This is a genomic window from Chryseobacterium sp. Leaf405 (assembly GCF_001425355.1).
In the GTDB taxonomy this organism is placed as follows: domain Bacteria; phylum Bacteroidota; class Bacteroidia; order Flavobacteriales; family Weeksellaceae; genus Chryseobacterium.
On sequence record NZ_LMQN01000005.1, the window covers coordinates 80097 to 94221 of the forward strand.

General features: G+C 34.9%; 14 protein-coding genes. 7 read left to right on the plus strand and 7 right to left on the minus strand.

The features are described 5' to 3' along the window. Positions 1-139 precede the first annotated feature (139 nt). Positions 140-472, minus strand: coding sequence for a hypothetical protein (locus ASG22_RS04650; RefSeq protein ID WP_055981304.1), 333 nt, complete (start codon positions 470-472; stop codon positions 140-142). 247 nt (positions 473-719) lie between these two features. Between ASG22_RS04650 and ASG22_RS04655 the strand changes: the two genes are divergently transcribed. From ASG22_RS04655 to ASG22_RS04665, 3 genes are all read left to right on the plus strand, one after another. Next, positions 720-4067, plus strand: a complete 3348-nt coding sequence (locus ASG22_RS04655; RefSeq protein ID WP_055981307.1) for a methylmalonyl-CoA mutase family protein — start codon at positions 720-722, stop codon at positions 4065-4067. A gap of 239 nt (positions 4068-4306) precedes the next feature. Next, complete coding sequence (locus ASG22_RS04660; RefSeq protein ID WP_055981310.1) at positions 4307-5023, plus strand: hypothetical protein; 717 nt, start codon at positions 4307-4309, stop codon at positions 5021-5023. Between the two features lie 94 nt (positions 5024-5117). Then, positions 5118-5831 (plus strand): diphthine--ammonia ligase, encoded by a 714-nt coding sequence (locus tag ASG22_RS04665; RefSeq protein ID WP_055981312.1) that lies wholly within the window; start codon positions 5118-5120, stop codon positions 5829-5831. Positions 5832-5864: 33 nt separating this feature from the next. Here ASG22_RS04665 and ASG22_RS04670 read toward each other — a convergent pair whose 3' ends face one another. Genes ASG22_RS04670 through ASG22_RS04680 form a run of 3 tightly spaced genes read right to left on the minus strand, consistent with a single transcriptional unit; the run spans position 5865 to position 7527 of the window. Further along, positions 5865-6590, minus strand: a complete 726-nt coding sequence (locus ASG22_RS04670) for a hypothetical protein (protein WP_055981315.1) — start codon at positions 6588-6590, stop codon at positions 5865-5867. Then, a complete protein-coding gene (locus tag ASG22_RS04675; protein WP_055981317.1) occupies positions 6587-7207 on the minus strand; it encodes a hypothetical protein in 621 nt (206 codons plus the stop codon). The genes ASG22_RS04670 and ASG22_RS04675 overlap by 4 nt, the downstream gene beginning before the upstream one ends. Next, entirely contained in the window at positions 7204-7527 is a 324-nt protein-coding gene (locus ASG22_RS04680; RefSeq protein ID WP_055981319.1) for a PadR family transcriptional regulator, read from the minus strand. The genes ASG22_RS04675 and ASG22_RS04680 overlap by 4 nt, the downstream gene beginning before the upstream one ends. A gap of 80 nt (positions 7528-7607) precedes the next feature. Between ASG22_RS04680 and ASG22_RS04685 the strand changes: the two genes are divergently transcribed. Beyond that, positions 7608-8135, plus strand: a complete 528-nt coding sequence (locus tag ASG22_RS04685) for a 2'-5' RNA ligase family protein (protein WP_055981320.1) — start codon at positions 7608-7610, stop codon at positions 8133-8135. A 61-nt stretch (positions 8136-8196) separates the two neighbouring features. On the opposite strand, the gene ASG22_RS04690 is transcribed toward ASG22_RS04685, so the two are convergent. Next, positions 8197-9555 (minus strand): M64 family metallopeptidase, encoded by a 1359-nt coding sequence (locus tag ASG22_RS04690; RefSeq protein ID WP_055981323.1) that lies wholly within the window; start codon positions 9553-9555, stop codon positions 8197-8199. Between the two features lie 2 nt (positions 9556-9557). Further along, complete coding sequence (locus ASG22_RS04695; protein WP_055981326.1) at positions 9558-10046, minus strand: hypothetical protein; 489 nt, start codon at positions 10044-10046, stop codon at positions 9558-9560. A gap of 102 nt (positions 10047-10148) precedes the next feature. On the opposite strand from ASG22_RS04695, the gene ruvC reads away from it, so the two are divergent. Next, positions 10149-10703, plus strand: a complete 555-nt coding sequence (gene ruvC / locus ASG22_RS04700) for a crossover junction endodeoxyribonuclease RuvC (protein ID WP_055981345.1) — start codon at positions 10149-10151, stop codon at positions 10701-10703. Between the two features lies 1 nt (position 10704). Here the strand turns inward: ruvC and ASG22_RS04705 are convergent, their stop codons facing one another. Further along, a complete protein-coding gene (locus ASG22_RS04705) occupies positions 10705-11109 on the minus strand; it encodes a hypothetical protein (RefSeq protein ID WP_055981328.1) in 405 nt (134 codons plus the stop codon). Positions 11110-11278: 169 nt separating this feature from the next. On the opposite strand from ASG22_RS04705, the gene ASG22_RS04710 reads away from it, so the two are divergent. Then, positions 11279-12349, plus strand: a complete 1071-nt coding sequence (locus ASG22_RS04710) for a DUF4407 domain-containing protein (RefSeq protein ID WP_055981331.1) — start codon at positions 11279-11281, stop codon at positions 12347-12349. A gap of 262 nt (positions 12350-12611) precedes the next feature. Next, positions 12612-14125, plus strand: a 1514-nt coding sequence (locus ASG22_RS04720; protein ID WP_055981336.1) for a T9SS type A sorting domain-containing protein, incomplete at its 3' end; no start/stop codon positions are given.

Consider the following 14125-nt stretch of genomic DNA (forward strand, 5'->3'; position numbering starts at 1 on the left):
ATTTTCGGAATGAAAAAACATATTTTGTTTAATCTATTGATTAACTGTTTTATTTTGAAAAAAAATTCATTGAGTTTATCGTAAGGCAAACCTTACAAAAGTATAAATAATTAGAAATGTGAAGATTATTTAATGAATATTAATTACGAAGTGATTTATTCGCTCTGAAACTTGCTATTAAATAATACGCTACAAATACTGTAGAGAATTTCAGGATAGAAGGAATTGCTAATTCTAAAGTAAATAATAACGTTCCAATTACGACTAAAATCCCCATCGCCACAAAAGATAATCCTAATTTTTGAGGTAAAGTAAAATTGGGCGTATCCAAATAATAAGCAATTCCCCAGGCAAAACCGAACGCTAAGGCATAATAAATATCCAGTCCAAGGTTTTCAGAACTGTAAAAGAAATAATTAATCAAAAAACTCAAAACTGTTCCCAATGCAAAATACATCAACGCTTTTTTCATACCTTATATATATGGTGCAAAAATAGAGAAATTAATCTGAGAATTTAAATGCACTAATTTGAAAATAAACATCACAAATCGAATCCATTTGATTCTGCTAAACCTATTTTAAACGAATGTTTGTTAAGTTGGTTAAAATTCAATTGACCGATTTTATTTAAATGTTTAAAATTCAAATCATTAAACTTAAATTACGGGTTTCCATTTTATTGTTATATTTGAGAATTCAGAAATTTTTTAGATTTTTATGGAAACCCAAAAATATACTCCAAAAAATAAAGTTAGAATCGTGACAGCTGCGTCGTTATTCGACGGTCACGATGCCGCTATTAATATTATGCGTCGTGTGATTCAGGGAACAGGATGCGAAGTAATTCACCTTGGTCACGATAAATCTGCAGAGGAAGTTGTTAATACTGCGATTCAGGAAGATGCAAATGCCATTGCACTGACTTCTTATCAGGGTGGTCACAACGAATATTTCAAATACATCTACGATCTTTTAAGAGAGAAAAATTCTCCGCAAATCAAAATTTTTGGTGGCGGTGGCGGCGTAATTCTGCCCGAAGAAATCGAAGATATTATGGCGTACGGAATCGACAGAATTTATTCTCCGGACGACGGCCGTGAACTTGGTCTTCAGGGAATGATCGATGATTTGGTGAAAAGATCAGATTTTGCGACAGGAAAAGAAGTTACAGCAAGCGATTTAGATTCAATCAATTTTGAAAATTCTACGAGTATTGCCAAAATTATTTCTGCGGTTGAAAACTTCTCAGAAGAAAAATCTGAATTAGTAAAAGCTATCGACGAAAAATCAAAGGACTTAAATATCCCAATCATCGGTATTACAGGAACCGGCGGAGCGGGAAAATCTTCATTAACAGACGAATTGGTAAGACGTTTTTTACGCTCCAATACAGATAAAAAAATCGCTATCATTTCAATCGATCCTTCGAAAAAGAAAACAGGAGGTGCACTTTTGGGAGACAGAATCCGTATGAACGCGATTAATGATCCGAGAGTTTATATGCGCTCGATGGCAACTAGAGAAAACAACGTTTCTGTTTCTCCGTTCATTCATTCTGCTTTGAATGTATTGAAATTAGCTCATCCTGATGTTATCATCCTTGAGACTTCAGGAATCGGACAATCCGGTTCGGAGGTTTCAGATTTTGCAGATGTTTCAATGTACGTGATGACCCCCGAATATGGAGCTTCCACACAGTTGGAAAAAATCGATATGTTGGATTATGCAGATTTGGTGGCGCTGAATAAATCTGATAAAAGAGGTGCTCTTGATGCACTTCAAGCCGTTAGAAAACAGTTCCAAAGAAACCATTTGTTGTGGGAACAGCCATTGGATGATATGCCGGTTTACGCAACAAAAGCATCACAATTCAACGATCACGGAACAACAGAATTATACAATAGATTAGTTGAAAAAGTTAATGAGAAATATTCTGAGTTAAATTTACAAGGCTTTGTTGAACAGGAAATTACAGATGAAGTAACGATTATTCCTCCAAAAAGAGTCCGTTACCTTTCTGAAATTGTTGAAAACAACAGAATATATGATGCTAATGTTGAAAAACAAGCTGAATTAGCAAGAAAAATGTATCATATTGAAGGAGTGAAAAATTTCCTTTCCAATGAAACTTTAGATGCTGAATATCAAAAAGCTGAAAAAGAACTTCAACAGGAAAATATTGACTTCCTACAAAACTGGGACAGTACGAAAGAAGCTTTTAAAGCTGAGTTTTATTCTTATTTCGTTCGCGGAAAAGAAATTAAAGTTGAAACCTCAACAGAGTCTTTATCTCATTTAAGAATTCCAAAAATCGCATTACCAAAATATACAGATTGGGGTGATTTAATTAAATGGAAAGGTCAGGAAAATCTTCCGGGAGGATTCCCTTACACAGCCGGAATTTATCCATTCAAAAGAACCGGAGAAGACCCGACGAGAATGTTTGCCGGAGAAGGCGGACCGGAAAGAACCAACAGAAGATTTCACTACGTTTCTGCAGAAATGCCTGCAAAACGTTTATCTACAGCATTTGACTCAGTAACTCTTTACGGACAAGATCCAGCTTTACCACCAGATATTTACGGTAAAATCGGAAATGCGGGAGTTTCCATTGCAACATTGGATGATGCTAAAAAACTCTATTCAGGATTTGATTTGGTGAATGCATTGACTTCAGTTTCAATGACGATCAACGGACCAGCTCCGATGTTGTTGGCTTTCTTTATGAACGCAGCTATCGATCAGAATGTTGAAAAATACATCGCCGAAAATGGTTTGGAATCTAAGGTTGAAGCTGTTTTAAAAGCAAAATTTGATGATAAAGGTTTAGCAAGACCAAAATATAACGGAGAGCTTCCACCATCTAATAATGGTTTAGGACTAAAATTATTAGGAATTACAGGTGATGAAGTGATTCCTGCTGATGTTTATGCTGAAATTAAGGCTAAAACAATTGCAACCGTTCGTGGAACTGTTCAGGCCGATATTTTAAAGGAAGACCAAGCTCAGAATACGTGTATTTTCTCTACCGAATTTGCATTGAGATTGATGGGTGACGTTCAGGAATATTTTATCACAGAAAAAGTAAGAAATTTCTACTCGGTTTCGATTTCTGGTTATCACATTGCGGAAGCGGGAGCCAATCCGGTTTCTCAATTGGCATTTACCTTAGCAAATGGTTTTACGTATGTAGAATATTATTTGTCAAGAGGAATGGACATCAATGATTTTGCACCGAATTTATCTTTCTTCTTTTCCAACGGTATCGACCCGGAATATTCAGTAATCGGACGTGTAGCAAGAAGAATCTGGGCAAAAGCTATGAAACTAAAATACGGAGCAGACGAAAGAAGCCAGATGTTGAAATATCACATTCAAACTTCAGGACGTTCGCTTCACGCCCAGGAAATTGATTTTAACGATATCAGAACAACTTTACAGGCGCTTTACGCCATTTATGATAACTGTAATTCATTGCACACGAATGCTTATGATGAAGCGATTACAACTCCGACCGAGCAATCTGTAAGAAGAGCGATGGCGATTCAGTTGATCATCAATAAAGAATTAGGTTTGGCGAAAAACGAAAATCCGCTTCAAGGTTCATTTATTATTGAAGAATTGACAGATTTGGTGGAAGAAGCTGTTTATGCAGAATTTGATAGAATTACCGAAAGAGGTGGCGTTTTGGGAGCAATGGAAACGATGTATCAGCGTTCAAAAATTCAGGAAGAATCAATGCATTACGAGTGGCTGAAACACACAGGAGAATATCCAATCATCGGAGTAAATACTTTCCTTGGAAAAGATGGTTCGCCAACGGTTCGTCCAGGAGAAGTCATCCGTTCTACTGAGGAAGAAAAGCAGGTTCAGATTGAAACGCTTCATAATTTCCAGAAATCTAATGAAGATAAATCCGGAGCCGCTTTAAAAACATTACAGCACGCGGCCATCAATCAGCAGAATTTATTTCATGTCATGATGGATGCCGTGAAATACTGTTCGCTTGGGCAGATTACAAATGCTTTATTTGAAGTAGGCGGTAAGTACAGAAGAAATATGTAGTCCGTAGCCGAACGGGCAATTTTTGCTGCTGACCATTTTAAAATTATAAATAAAACCTCAAGGATTTTCTTTGAGGTTTTTTACTAGTAATAAAAATAAACTAACATTTTGTAATAAAATAAGTACACGTTTGTAATATTAATACTACAAAGATCTGCCGTTTATAAATTCCCTTTAACCTTAACTTTGGCATTATTTACTTTAGTTATTGTGAATTTCTTAAACCTAAAATCAAAAAAATGAAAAAACTAATTACATTCTTTTTACTGACAACCGCCATACTCTCATATGCACAAATAGGTATTAACACACCTACTCCCGACGCATCTTCTGCACTAGAAATCAGTTCTGCAAATAAAGGATTTCTCCCTCCAAGAATGACACTAATCTCCAGTACTGACGGTACTACAATTCCTAATCCAGCTTCAGGATTAACAGTCTATCACACAGGAAATTCTGCTTTAGAGGCAGGTCTTTATACGAATATAGGAACGCCAGCAGTTCCAAACTGGACCCGCGGTGCTATCATTAATGAAACTCAGGGAAGTTTAGTTAAAAAAATAAAATATGAAGGTACATCTTCTGATGGAACCAAAACCGTTCAAATTGGTCCAGTGGAATTCAGATTCAGCCCTGTAAGTTATACAGTTCCAGAAATGCGTTTTCTTGCCCCACTTACTTCAAATACTATAGCAAATTATCATTCCGGTCAATTTGTACATGCTACTAGTGGAACTAGTATTGCTTACCAGAGCCAAAATAGAACATATACTTCTGCAAATTGGAATGTCTGGCAAAATTTAGCCTTTAGCGGAAGTGATGGATTAAACACATTAGAGCGTAATGAAGTCTGGCTGTCTATTCAGAATGATCCTGATGCTATCTATTGTGTTCAGTTTGTTATTCTGACTAAAGGAGCTTCTAATATATACAGTATCATTGCTACGAGATATTAATTTTCATTAATCGTCGATTCTAAAAAACACATCACTATATAAATCTCTCCTTTTTATGAGAGATTTTTTAGTTTTGTAAAGACAAATAATTTTAATGAAACCAAAAGCCATCTTCAACTGGAGTAGCGGAAAAGATTCTGCTTTAGCTTTATATAAAATTTTACACGAAGATCAATTTGAAATTACATCTTTACTGACAAGTATTAATAAAGAATTTCAGAGAATTTCCATGCACGGCGTTCCTGTCCCCTTACTGCAAAAACAAGCCGAAAGTTTAGGCTTTCCGTTAATTAAAATGGAGCTTCCGAAAGAGCCTTCAATGGAGGAATATCGTAAAATAATGAGCAAAACAATGAATGAAATCAAATCTCACGGGGTTACCCATTCTATTTTCGGAGATATTTTTCTGGAAGATTTACGACAATATCGTGAAGACCAATTGCAAACCATCGGGATGAAAGCAGTTTTCCCACTTTGGAAACAAAATACAACCGACCTCATCCGTGAATTTTTAGATCTCGGTTTTAAAACAATTATCACCTGCGTGAACGAAACGTATCTTGACAAAAGCTTTGCGGGAAGGATTGTTGATGAAAATTTCATTAATGATCTACCCAAAAATGTTGATCCTTGCGGAGAAAATGGAGAATTTCATACGTTTACGTTTGATGGTCCTATTTTTAAGACTCCAATTGATTTTGAAATTGGAGAAACAGTAAAAAAAACGTATCCGAAACCAAAATCCAATGAAAATGATGAAGAAGGAGAATATGTTTTCTGGTTTTGCGATTTGATTTTAAAAACTTAATTAAAGTCTTTGTATGCTATGAAATAATTTATTCTATCCAGCAGAAACACCAATGAAATTCTGCATTCTGGCTAATGTTTTCTTATGCTCAAAAAAAATAATCAAGCCAAAAATAACCATCACCTGAATGAAAAAAGGAAGAATTAAAGTCGCCAAAACAAATAGGAGTTCACTGTGATCATGAGCTCTGAAAAACAGATACGGATAGATGCCTTCTTTTGAAACAACCTGTGCCATTAAGCTCATGGAGACAACCAGTAATCCCATATTCTGCTGATACATCGAATAGAAAAGTCTGCCTCTGTATTTAAAATCCTGTTTTACATATTTCCAGATCTTATAATTAAAAGCCCAAACACCAACCGTAAAAAGGACAAATGAAGCATTCTGTATTCTGAAAAGTGCTGTGTATACTTCCTGATTATCAGCCAGAAAAATAAAAAGGATGTTCACAGCAAAGGAAATCAACGCTAATAATAATGACTTTTTAAGAAGACTATTATATTTTGTCTTTACTATTTTCTTGACAATAACAGGAATTTCTTCACTGAAAAACACTGCATATTTGGTCATTTTAAATTCGCCTTCCCACAATTTTTGCGTTTGATGAAAAGCGTCATCAAAAGTCAGGCTTTCATTTTTTTGCATATCTAAAACCTGTGAAATCATGTGATCTTTTACTTCCAACAAAATATCTAACGGAAGCTTATGGAGAACCAAATAATTGGTTACCTGTTGGTCTTGTTCTTCATTAATCATGTCAGCAAAACGTTTATTTTCTTAGTTCTAAAGTACAGTAACTGAATCTGAATAAGTATTCCGTACGTTAGAAACATTTGGCTCAGCGGGGATTCCCAAGGATTATCTTTCGGGGAGAATATCATTCCAGCAACTGGAATAATGAGTAACATCATCAATATATTTCTTAATAATAACGGATGAAAAGACATTCGCTGAAATTCTGAAAATTTCATTTTTTTGAAGAAGAAATTATAAAAAGTGATTGATATATAGACTAATAGCAAACTCACCTGAACATACAGGTATAAATTTTCATTAATACTCAAAACAATCCCTATTAGTAAAGAAACGGCAAGCGCAAAAAACATTATTCTACGGAATATCGGTTTCATTATATTTCTTTCTAATCTTGTTATTTTCCTGAAAGATAAAAGGTCTGCATTTACCATTTCCAATTCATTTTTCCAGCTTGATTTAGTTTCTAAAAAAGCTTCCTGAAAATTCAGATTCTTAGTTTCCATCAAATTAGAAATTTGTGAAATAAAATGATCTTTCACTTCAATAATTATCTGAGAATGCAGTTTTTTTGAAACCAAGTATAACGCAATCTGTTTTTCCTGTTCTGAAGAAATCATATATTAAAAATAGTATTTAGATTAAACAAATAATTTTTCATTTCCTGCTCCTGCTCCACCTGCTGCTTTTTTCCCTTATCGGTCAGCAGATAATATTTTCGGTTTCTGCCGTTAATTTCCTGAACTTCAGATCTGATAATTCCGTCTGCTTCCAATTTGTGCAAAAGCGGATACAGCGCGCCTTCCGTCATTTCAAGTTCGCCTTCCGTCAATTCTTTAGCCCGTTGAGTAATCTGATACCCATACATCTTCACTTCTTTTGAAAGCAGTTTTAAAATAATATTCTGAAGCGTTCCTTTGTAGAGACTGTTTTTTTTCATCTCAATATTTAATGCCTCACAAATCTATGCATAATTTTCTTATGTATTAAAATATTTTTAAATTTCTTTACATTCAGGGTATGAAAAAATTATATTTTATTGCCATTTATCCACATCAGCAAATCATTGATGAAATAAAAATCTTCAAACAAGATTTGGCTTTACATTATGAGAATTCAAAAGCACTGAAAAACGATGCACACATCACTTTGTTTCCACCATTTTCCAGAGAAATGGAATTGGAGAGTGACATTCACGAAGCATTTCAGAAAATTGACACCAACATTTCTCCTTTTGAAATTGAGCTCAATGGTTTCGGAAGTTTTGCGAATCCTACAAATCCGGTTCTCTTTGTAAAACCTGAACCCAATGAACAACTGAATGAACTTTATCTAAAGGTTAATGAAAAATTTAATTTCATGAAATATTCATTCAATCCACACATAACCGTTGGCTACAGAAATCTTACGTACGAAAATTTTCTTAAAGCCTGGAACACTTACAAAGACAGAGAATATAAAACTAAATTCTTAGTTGATAAAATAACTTTGTTAAGACATGATCATAATTGGGTTCCAATTGCTGAGAAAAAATTGCAAACTCTTTAAGTATTACAATAAAAAAAATCGACTATATAAGCCGATTTTAAGATATTCGTTTGATTAAGCATTATTCGATAACAATCTTCTGAGAAATAATCAATTCTTTATTTTCTTCTACATTCAGCATATAATTTCCGGCAGGAAGTTTATTAATATCAACATAAATCGTTGCAGAATCTTTCAATTCAGATTTTACAGGAATCAATTTCCCTGAAACATCATATAACATTACATTGGTATTTTTAGAAAAACCCTGTTTTCCTTTAATATAAAATTCATTATCTGCGGGATTCGGATAAATAGCAAATCTGCGTTCTGTTGCTTTCACTTTAGAAGTTCCCAACGTAGATTTATTTAAAGTCCATGTGATATTGGTAAAATGAACCGTACTGTGATTATTTACTTTTACCAAAGGATTATTATCATTCACCGAAAAAAGAAGTGTATTTCCTCCGTTATTCAACTGGCTTGGGGTAATAGTAACCGTATTAGTTGTTGAAGAAAGCGCATTTCCATTTAATTTCCATGAATTAACTAAAGTATTAGGAATGGGAAGAATTTCGTTAACTGTAAATGTTACGTTAGCATTTGCATTTACATTCGTTGTATTAGCCGGAATAAAAGAATCTACCGGCGAAACCAGCGCATGGATTTTCTCAATAATAGCTTCCTTACAAACCGAACAAAACTGCTGGTTCAGGTACCTCATCTCACAGCTTTGATGCGGACGGTACCAGCTAGGGCTTTCAGCATGCGGATACACTCCTACTCCATTCAAACCCACCCAATTTGCCCATTTAATGGTTGCAGGATTTGAAGTCTGTGTTTTATTGGCTTTTTCACCTGTTCCGGAAAACCAATATTCATCAGCTAAATTACCAAAAGAATGCCCCAATTCATGAACAACAATTTCATTAGCTGACGAATTTAATGACGCAAAAGCATATGTTCCACCGCAGCCTCCGTATTGAGAAGTATTTCCTAAAATATAAGCAACATCAAAATCAGGAATATTAGCCGCTAAGACCTGAGTAACTTTCGTTGTATTGCCGTAATAACATCTGTGCACTCCGTTATCAAAAGAGGAATTGAAATAATTATTGGGATTAGCAACCGGAAAAACAGGTTCTGTAACATCAGTGGCAGTTCCAGGATGTTTGACACCCGATTCTGCCGAAACAACTTTTATAGCATACACATTAAAGTAATTTTTATATTCCGTGTAAGGACTTTTGGTGAAAAGATAATTCACCGTATTCTGTGCAGAAGTTACAAAAGATGTAAGTTGTGAAGTGGTAAATCCGTCTCCCAAAACTGCAATATTGATACGTTTATCATTCGCACCATTCTGCAAAACCGGAACAGTCTCAAAAACCTGAGCACAGCAGAAACCTCCGATAAAAAGTGATAATATAATTTTTTTCATGGTTATAATCTTTGAGTGAATACTAATTGTTTTCCTGATTTTGTAATCTTTTCAACTTTCACCGTCTGATTTTCTTCAGAATGTGAATATCTTACGCTAAATTCAGCATCTTGTAGTGAAATTTTATTTCTACTGACGTCTTCACCATACACTTCTCTTGTCGGATTAAGCGGATCTTCTACCACTTGTCTCGTAATTTCTTTTCCGTTGGCATCATTGATAGAAACAACAAAATCTCCAATTTCACCACTGTTTTCATTGGAAATTAGATTTGACTTTAATTTTCCATCAACAATTTTCTTTTCCTGTAAAGTAACTTTTTCCGAACCGGAATCTGTTTTTTCTACTTTAAAAAAAAGATAAAAAATCTTAGAACTATTCGTAAGATTTGTGATAGCAGCACCTTTATTACTTTCTTTTATATCTTTAACTTGCAGAAAGTTGGATACAAAATAGAAGGGCAGTGTTAAAAAGATAATTAAATTTTTCATAGTTATATTTTTGTTTGAGTTAAAAACTTTTTAATTATACAATTGCGTTCAATTTATTTTTTTTCCATTCCTGAACGTTTAGAAAGTCATATCTTTGAAGCAATGATTGCAGAGAAAATTATTTTAGGTATTGACCCGGGAACTACAGTGATGGGATTTGGAATTATTTCCGTAAAAAAAGGTAAAATGGAAATGGTTTCCATCCATGAACTTTTATTAAAAAAATATCCTAACCACGAAACCAAGCTCAAATATATTTTCGACAAAACATTGGCATTAATTGACGAATTTCATCCCGATGAAGTTGCCCTGGAAGCTCCTTTCTACGGAAAAAATGTTCAGAGTATGCTTAAACTGGGACGGGCGCAGGGCGTTGCGATGGCAGCAAGCCTTTACAGAAACATCCCGATTACAGAATATTCTCCGAAAAAAATTAAAATGGCAATCACCGGAAATGGAAATGCCAGCAAAGAACAAGTTGCGGGAATGCTTCAAAATCTACTAAATTTAAAAGAATTCCCAACAAAATATCTTGATGCTTCCGACGGTTTAGCGGTTGCGGTTTGCCACCATTTCAATTCCGGAACAATTGCTGACACTAAATCTTATACAGGCTGGGAAAGCTTTCTAAAACAAAACCCAGGTCGTCTTAAATAATTTATTTATACTCGTTCGGGGATATTTTAAAATCAGAGGTTTTCTTTCCGTTTTTATCGTAATACACATATTCCATTGTAACTTCTCTGTCACGGAATTCTTTAATTTCAGCAGACGTTTTTATAACTTTCAAAGCCCCTGCTTTTGACTCCTTTTTAAAAGATTCTATTTCTGCAGGAGTAACATTTTCTTTTATATCATCCGTTAAAGTATAATTGTATCTCAAAGTTTTGCCGGGTTGTGCAGAAACGCTGTCGAGACGTACACCGTCGCTTAAAATCTGCGGTGTCATTTTATTCATACTTGCAGCGACTTCTTTGAGTTCACTGTTTACGATATCCTCTTTTTTACACGAGGCAAGAGCCAATGGAATACAAAACAATGATAGTTTTACAACATTTTTCATAAGTAAATTTTTGTGGGTTGATTATCTAAAGATAAGATTATTTACATTAACATTCTAATCAATTGAATATCAAAATTTTAAATAATTTCGTTAAATTACTTGGTAAAACATAATACTATCTTTTACATTGGTATAATTTTTAGTAGTACATTTGTATAAATTTTCTATCATGAAAAATAAGCAACAAACTATAAATCAGGTAAATCATAGCATCAATTGGTTTCAGAAATTTCTGATGGTGTGCTCTGGCGGAAACATTCATATTTTAAGAAAAACACCCAGCGAATGGAACAAATTTGCAGGGATCGGAGGAATTGTACTTTTCACCGCTATATTTGCTACGCTATCCGCAGGGTATGCAATGTACACGGTATTTGACAACATCTGGACATCCATTGGATTCGGAATTTTATGGGGTTTAATGATCTTTAATTTAGACAGGTACATCGTTTCTTCCATTAAGAAAACAGGAACTTGGTGGAACCAGATTTTAATGTCAATTCCACGATTGATTCTGGCTACTTTCTTAGGAATTATTATTTCTAAACCTTTAGAACTTAAAATTTTTGAAAAAGAAGTGAATAAGCAATTAAACACCATTATTCAAAGAAACAAAAAGCAGCTTCAGGGGGAAATGAACGGAAGAATCCTTCAGCAGAGCGGACCGTTTGAAACCGAAAAGAAACAGATTGCTGAAAAGATCGCTCAATATCAAAAATCGTACGATTCTGCATCAGTAGAATTGGAAAAAGAAATTTTAGGTAAACAATCCGGTCTTACCAGCGGAAAAGAAGGTTTTGGGCCTAATGCAAAACGCAAGCAGGAATTAAAAGAGCAGAGAAAAAATGATCTCGAAAACTACCAAAAACAAGTCGCTCCAAGATTGGAATATTTAGATAAAGAAATCTCAAAAGTATATTCTAATCTTGAAACCGAAAGAAAATCCACAGAAACTTTTGAAGATAAATTTAACGGATTTGCGGCAAGATTACAGGCGTTGGATGAGTTAGGAAAAAATTCTGCAATTATTGGTCTGGCAGCAACTTTTATTATGGGACTTTTCATCTGTCTTGAAATTTCACCGGTTTTAGTGAAACTGATTTCTCATGTAGGACCTTATGATCATCTTTTGGAAAAAACTGAAAATGATTTCCGATTGTACTCAAAAGAAAAAATTAAAAAAGGAAATGCTCTGACCGATTTCAGGATTGATGATTTTAAAGATAACTTGCACAAATAAATTTTCTCTTTAAAATATTAAACCTTTCAGATTTCACTGAAGGGTTTCTCTTTTTTATCGAAATAATAAGTCTGTTTACAACTCTTTTCACTTTTTCTGCATCTATCATAATACGACAGGTTCTGTCGTATGGGTAAGCTATTTTTGCAGTGATGATGAAATTCATATTAATAGTCATTCATACATCTAGGATGTGAAGTAAAATCGATATTTTTGCGGCGTTTTAAAAATTAATAATTAACCACTCAAAATAAACACGGGAATGAAAAAATTCTATACAGGTGCAGTATTCTTGGGCACTGTTTTGGGCTTTTCGGCTCAGGAAATTCTCTGGCAGAAAGACATCCAATCCTCGACACAGGATTTTCTTTCACAGGTCACCACAACCATTGACCAGCAATATCTGATTACAGGAAGCTCGATTCAATCGAAAAAACTTTCAACAGACAGCAAACAAAATAATGGCTACGATTTCCATTTAGTAAAGTTGAACCAACAGGGTGAAGAAGTCTGGGAAAAGTATTTTTCAGGAAAAAACCATGATTTTCTTTCGGCGACGGTGAATACTCAGGAAGGCGGGTTTTTACTTTCCGGAACGAGTTATTCAGGGAAAGGGTTGGATAAAAAAGAGGATTCCAAAGGCGGATCTGACATCTGGTTGATCCGGATCAACGAATTCGGGGACGAATTATGGCAGAAAACCATTGGAGGAACTTCTGATGAAGAAGCCCGAGCCGTGATTCAGACGACGGATTTGGGATTTTTTGTAGCAGGAAATGTTCAAAACTCTGCTAAAAGTTATGGTTCTAAGGATGTTTTGGTTATACGATTAGACAAGAACGGAAAAGAAGTATCGCAGGTTATTGTAGGCGGAAAAGGCTTGGATGAAGTGGAGAAAATGATTCCCACCAAAGACGGTGGCGCTTTATTAGGGATATATTCCAGAAGTAGTATTGGAGGATCAAAGAAAACGGAAAATTTCGGTGAGGGAGATTATTGGATCATTAAACTTTCAAAAGAGGGAAAAGTAGAATGGGAAAAGAATTTCGGAGGAAAAGGTGATGATCATTTGAGAACCTTGGCACTGACTTCAACAGGCTATTTAATCGGAGGAGAATCAAGATCGGAAAGATCGGGAAATAAAACCGTTGGCGTTGAGGAAGGAACAGACTTATGGCTGATTTCACTCAATGAAAGAGGCGAAGAAATCTGGCAGAAGTCTTACAATTTCAAAAACAGAGATGTTTTGATGGGAATGAGCGTGATTCATTCTTCAGATGCCCAATCTTCCAAAGGAATTTTACTGGGAGGATATACTCAGGCAGAGGGAAAAATTGAAGCTGATGATGAAACATTTTGGATGCTGTATTTGGATTCCAATGGAAAAGAACAATGGAGAAAACATGTCAAAGGCGAATCTAGAAAGAGAGAGGAACGATTATCTGATATAAAACTGAACAAGGACGGCTCGATTATTTTGGCAGGAACCAGCGCAGAAGAACTTGGCAAAGAAAACTGGAAGATCGTAAAACTGGGCGACAAACAAATAGATCAGTTGATAGAAAAACAGGACATCAAAATTTATCCGAATCCTGTCTCTGATTATGCATATGTGGAAATTGGCTTTGATTTCAAGGAAGCTGATATTACACTGTATGATATGGGAGGAAGGCGGTTTTACACAATGAAAACAAAGAATAAGGTAACCAAGATCAATACCCAGGCTTTGATTCAGGGGGCTTATCTGGTGGTGATAAAGACAGACAATGACAAAAC

Bases quoted from the DNA above. Each gene is read 5' to 3' on its own strand.
- ASG22_RS04705 (WP_055981328.1), bottom strand. From the start codon at position 11,109: ATGAAAAATGTTGTAAAACTATCATTGTTTTGTATTCCATTGGCTCTT.
- ASG22_RS04665 (WP_055981312.1), top strand. From the start codon at position 5,118: ATGAAACCAAAAGCCATCTTCAACTGGAGTAGCGGAAAAGATTCTGCT.
- ASG22_RS04710 (WP_055981331.1), top strand. From the start codon at position 11,279: ATGAAAAATAAGCAACAAACTATAAATCAGGTAAATCATAGCATCAAT.
- ASG22_RS04660 (WP_055981310.1), top strand. From the start codon at position 4,307: ATGAAAAAACTAATTACATTCTTTTTACTGACAACCGCCATACTCTCA.
- ruvC (WP_055981345.1), top strand. From the start codon at position 10,149: ATGATTGCAGAGAAAATTATTTTAGGTATTGACCCGGGAACTACAGTG.
- ASG22_RS04670 (WP_055981315.1), bottom strand. From the start codon at position 6,590: ATGATTAATGAAGAACAAGACCAACAGGTAACCAATTATTTGGTTCTC.
- ASG22_RS04680 (WP_055981319.1), bottom strand. From the start codon at position 7,527: ATGAAAAAAAACAGTCTCTACAAAGGAACGCTTCAGAATATTATTTTA.
- ASG22_RS04675 (WP_055981317.1), bottom strand. From the start codon at position 7,207: ATGATTTCTTCAGAACAGGAAAAACAGATTGCGTTATACTTGGTTTCA.
- ASG22_RS04655 (WP_055981307.1), top strand. From the start codon at position 720: ATGGAAACCCAAAAATATACTCCAAAAAATAAAGTTAGAATCGTGACA.
- ASG22_RS04695 (WP_055981326.1), bottom strand. From the start codon at position 10,046: ATGAAAAATTTAATTATCTTTTTAACACTGCCCTTCTATTTTGTATCC.
- ASG22_RS04685 (WP_055981320.1), top strand. From the start codon at position 7,608: ATGAAAAAATTATATTTTATTGCCATTTATCCACATCAGCAAATCATT.
- ASG22_RS04650 (WP_055981304.1), bottom strand. From the start codon at position 472: ATGAAAAAAGCGTTGATGTATTTTGCATTGGGAACAGTTTTGAGTTTT.
- ASG22_RS04690 (WP_055981323.1), bottom strand. From the start codon at position 9,555: ATGAAAAAAATTATATTATCACTTTTTATCGGAGGTTTCTGCTGTGCT.